Annotated in this window: 8 protein-coding genes; 6 read left to right on the top strand and 2 right to left on the bottom strand. The window is 62.0% G+C overall.

Annotated elements, in window-relative coordinates; all coding sequences use genetic code 11:
* Positions 1 to 120 precede the first annotated feature (120 nt).
* Both GAK38_RS23710 and GAK38_RS23705 read right to left on the bottom strand, forming a co-directional pair.
* On the bottom strand, positions 121 to 378 hold the full coding sequence (locus GAK38_RS23710) for a ribbon-helix-helix protein (protein WP_325347338.1): 258 nt from the start codon (positions 376 to 378) through the stop codon (positions 121 to 123).
* A gap of 1 nt (position 379) precedes the next feature.
* Complete coding sequence (locus GAK38_RS23705) at positions 380 to 1,261, bottom strand: ParA family protein (RefSeq protein WP_325347337.1); 882 nt, start codon at positions 1,259 to 1,261, stop codon at positions 380 to 382.
* A gap of 139 nt (positions 1,262 to 1,400) precedes the next feature.
* On the opposite strand from GAK38_RS23705, the gene GAK38_RS23700 reads away from it, so the two are divergent.
* From GAK38_RS23700 to GAK38_RS23675, 6 genes are all read left to right on the top strand, one after another.
* The gene (locus GAK38_RS23700) at positions 1,401 to 1,658 is read left to right on the top strand and encodes a type II toxin-antitoxin system RelB/DinJ family antitoxin (protein ID WP_325347336.1); all 258 of its coding nucleotides are present in this window, start codon (positions 1,401 to 1,403) and stop codon (positions 1,656 to 1,658) included.
* 1 nt (position 1,659) lies between these two features.
* A complete protein-coding gene (locus GAK38_RS23695) occupies positions 1,660 to 1,932 on the top strand; it encodes a type II toxin-antitoxin system YafQ family toxin (protein ID WP_325347335.1) in 273 nt (90 codons plus the stop codon).
* A 9-nt stretch (positions 1,933 to 1,941) separates the two neighbouring features.
* Positions 1,942 to 2,160, top strand: coding sequence for a helix-turn-helix domain-containing transcriptional regulator (locus GAK38_RS23690; RefSeq protein WP_325347334.1), 219 nt, complete (start codon positions 1,942 to 1,944; stop codon positions 2,158 to 2,160).
* A gap of 17 nt (positions 2,161 to 2,177) precedes the next feature.
* Positions 2,178 to 2,462, top strand: coding sequence for a TrfB-related DNA-binding protein (locus GAK38_RS23685; RefSeq protein WP_325347333.1), 285 nt, complete (start codon positions 2,178 to 2,180; stop codon positions 2,460 to 2,462).
* A gap of 11 nt (positions 2,463 to 2,473) precedes the next feature.
* On the top strand, positions 2,474 to 2,680 hold the full coding sequence (locus tag GAK38_RS23680) for a hypothetical protein (protein ID WP_325347332.1): 207 nt from the start codon (positions 2,474 to 2,476) through the stop codon (positions 2,678 to 2,680).
* 61 nt (positions 2,681 to 2,741) lie between these two features.
* The coding region (locus GAK38_RS23675; RefSeq protein ID WP_325347331.1) for a Fic/DOC family protein at positions 2,742 to 3,419 on the top strand (678 nt) is incomplete at its 3' end.

Genomic DNA, 3,419 nt, shown 5'->3' with positions numbered 1-3,419 from the left:
CCAAGACTCGCCGGGCCGTGCTGCCGCCTCGATGCGCTGACGGTAGGTATCGCCCATCCGGCCTAAGAAACCAGCACCGACTATATCGCCTATCTTCTTGGGTTCTTTCATAAAGCCGCCCTAGTGGCTGTGGCGCTGCTCGTACTCGTCAAACGCCAAGCGCAACAGCTCGTTTAGCTTGAGATCGTTGGCGGCGGCAAACATGCGGAACCGGCGGCGCAGCTCGGCCGAAACCCGGAAATTCAGTGGCACATTGTTGACCGCATCGTCTGCGGCGGGCGTCGGCATGGGAGAGCGAGACGGCATATCCGCGATCGGCGCGGCACTGCCCTTCGTGGCGACAAGGCCCGACAGGTCAGCAGTTTTCTTGGTAGCCATATTAAACGGTTTCCTTCTTTTTGGTTTGCTGCTTTACGTTCATGCGTTCATGCACGAAAGCAAGCAATTGATTGATTTCGTCGGCGCTGCGGCTTTTCGCGTCGGCCTCTCCTACGGTGCGGCCGTCCACCATTGAGGCCGCGTAGTCCACGCGGTCATGCACGATCGCCGGAGCCACGGCCCCATGTGCCGACAACGCGGCGACTGCCTGCACGGTGAGCCGAGCGTTAGACTTGGCCTGCGTCACCGCAAAGGCGAACGGCCGGGCGGTTTCCTGTGCAATGTCCACGGTACTGCCTACCGCGCGTAGATCGTGCGGACTCGGTCGTGTCGGGATCAGCACAAGGTCAGCCAGTTTCACCACGTCGCGAATTGCCTCTGTGATGGCCGGCGGTGTGTCGATCACGGCCAGCTTGAAACCGGCTTCGGCCAGCGCCTCCAGCTTCGCCCGCAGCTCGGCCAGCTTCGCCGCCGAAAGGGCGGGAGTATCGACCGCGCGGGAGTTCCACCACGCCGACAGCGACCCTTGCGGGTCAGTGTCGATCAGGACGGCCGGGCCAGCGCCGGCCAGCTCGGCGGCGACAGCGATATGCGCCGCGAGGGTCGTCTTGCCCGCCCCGCCCTTCTGGCTTGCCAAAACAAGGATTTTCACATGCGCCCTCGTGGATTCGTGTTGGAACGCTTTGATGATAGCCAAAAAGCACGCAACTTGCAAACCATATTGCACAAAAGCACGCAAGCATGATTTCTGGATCGCGCAATCCACGAACGGGCGACCCTCGCCGGCTTTGAGGGCCTGCTTGGAGGTCGAGAGAGGGAGCGGGCCTTTCGTCGGCCGCAGGCCGACGAGCTTCCGGCGCTCGATGCATGGGGAGTGATTCACGCGCCCGATCGGGTATCTTAGACAAAAACGTTTTTGCGTGCTTGCACGTTTAGCGTAATTTTGGCTTGGCGGGGAGGGGGGTTGTTTTGTAGCTACAAATAAGCTACATTATCGACAGCCTAAACCGGAGACTGATACGATGAAAGCCGACGCTGTAGTGCGCGCGCGCATCCCGGCCGACATGAAGGACAAGGCCATTGCTACCTTGGACCGCATGGGCCTGAGCGCGTCCGATCTGATCCGCCTGACCTTCTTGCGGGTAGCCGAGGAAGGCCGCTTACCGTTCGACGTGGCGGTGCCAAACCGCGCCACGCGCAAGGCCATGAAGGAACTGGAAGCCGGCAAGGGTGAACGGTTCGACAGCGCCGAAGGGCTGTTCAAGGATCTAGGCATCTGACGTGCTGACGCCTGTTCGCTTAGGGGCCTTCAAGCGCGACGTGAAGCGCGCCGAGAAACGCGGTAAGGACATGGGCAAGCTGTGCGCCCTCCTGCTGCTGCTGATCGAGCGCGCGCCGCTGCCGGAGCGCTACCGGGACCATCCCCTAAAAGGGGAGTGGGCTGGGTGGCGGGATGCTCATATCGAGCCGGATTGGCTGCTGATCTATCGGGTTGCCGGCGATGAATTACAACTTGCCCGGACAGGCACACATTCGGACCTGTTCGATGAATAGAGGCCGATCATGATTGATCCGAAAGCCGCGAAGTTCAGCCGCTACGACACGGCGGACTATCTCCAAACTGAGGACGATATTACGGCCTACCTTGAGGCCGTTGCAGAAGATGGCGACCTGGCGCTAATCGCAGATGCGCAAGAAATCGTCGCCCGCGCGCGAGGACACCCGGAATTAACCCCAAGGGGCGGGGCCGTAAGGCCCCGCCCCGCTACCCACGTGAGATAGACATGGCTAAGGCGAGCATGACCGCCGACGAGTTTGAACAGATGCGGCCACGGCTATCGCGGCGCTTCGGCGATGAAGCTATACAGCTCGCCCGACGCGTTTTGGTCGATGGTGTGTCGCAAGTGCAGACCGCGAGCGATGCAGGTGTCACCAAACAGCGGATAAGTCACCTGATCCGCAGCGTGCTCGATGCAATGCAGGAACATCCACCAGAGTGGCGGCTTGTCGAAGAGTGGCTGCCGCCCGAGCTGGCCGACCAGGTGCGTAAGATGGCCGTCCAAGCACGGCAGGCAATTAGCTAGGAGAACAGACCATGTTGGAAGAACGCGAGATTGAAGAACGCCGCCAGGCTGTTGCCAACGCCATCACAACGCAGCGGCTGGAAGGGCTGGAAGTGGACGCACAAACGTGCGCCGAACTGGAGCGCGTCGCACGCGGTGAGCTAGAACCGGCCGACGTAATCGAAAGCGTGCGCCGGCGCATCGCTGCGGGGGAGTTCCGCGAGTCGATTGCCAAATGACATGCGAGCAGGGCGGTACGCGTACCGCCCGCGGCTGATCGGCACTGGTTGAGAAGCCACTATGGACCCATACCTTGACCCTTCAACGGGTTTGCTGCGAAACAACGTCGGTGCCCGCGACCAGGCCGAGCTGGACCGCATCGAAGCCGCAATGTCGGCGGTGCGTGCCTATGAGCTGCAACGAATGCGGGCACCCGAAGGGTTCGACCTTGGGCACCTGCGCACCGTCCATCGCCATCTGTTTGGCGATGTCTACCCGTGGGCGGGCGAGCTGCGCACTGTTGTGATCGAGAAGGGCACGACGCGCTTTGCGCAGCCGGAGTACATCGACAGCGCCGCCCGCGACCTTTTCCGTCAGCTTGCCCGCGAGAACAACCTGCGCGGCCTCGATGCGGACGAATTCAGCAAGCGGGCAGGGCACTACCTGGGCGAAATCAATGTGCTGCATCCATTCCGGGAAGGGAACGGGCGCGCGCAGCGCGCATTCATGGGCCAGCTCGCCGACGGCGCGGGATATCACATCGCTTGGGATCGCGTCGCGCGAGACGACATGACGCGCGCCTCGATCGAGGCATATCACAGCGGTTCCGGCCGTATGGCACAGCTCATCCGCGACCATTTGACTGATCGCGACCAGGCGCGTGCGATCGAGCTTGGTCGCGCACGTGCCGGCGTCGATGCCACGGTCATGCACGCCGAGATAGGGCAGAGCTACACCGGACGCGTCATCGGCACGACG

The organism is Xylophilus sp. (assembly GCA_009914555.1).
Taxonomy (GTDB): Bacteria; Pseudomonadota; Gammaproteobacteria; order Burkholderiales; family Burkholderiaceae_C; genus WNDY01.
The sequence above is the reverse complement of the archived record's forward strand: the minus strand, read 5'-3'. Positions and strand labels throughout refer to the sequence as shown.

Excerpts from the sequence above, each read along its gene's own strand:
- GAK38_RS23710 (WP_325347338.1), bottom strand. The coding sequence starts at position 378 with ATGGCTACCAAGAAAACTGCTGACCTGTCGGGCCTTGTCGCCACGAAG.
- GAK38_RS23700 (WP_325347336.1), top strand. The coding sequence starts at position 1,401 with ATGAAAGCCGACGCTGTAGTGCGCGCGCGCATCCCGGCCGACATGAAG.
- GAK38_RS23690 (WP_325347334.1), top strand. The coding sequence starts at position 1,942 with ATGATTGATCCGAAAGCCGCGAAGTTCAGCCGCTACGACACGGCGGAC.
- GAK38_RS23685 (WP_325347333.1), top strand. The coding sequence starts at position 2,178 with ATGACCGCCGACGAGTTTGAACAGATGCGGCCACGGCTATCGCGGCGC.
- GAK38_RS23680 (WP_325347332.1), top strand. The coding sequence starts at position 2,474 with ATGTTGGAAGAACGCGAGATTGAAGAACGCCGCCAGGCTGTTGCCAAC.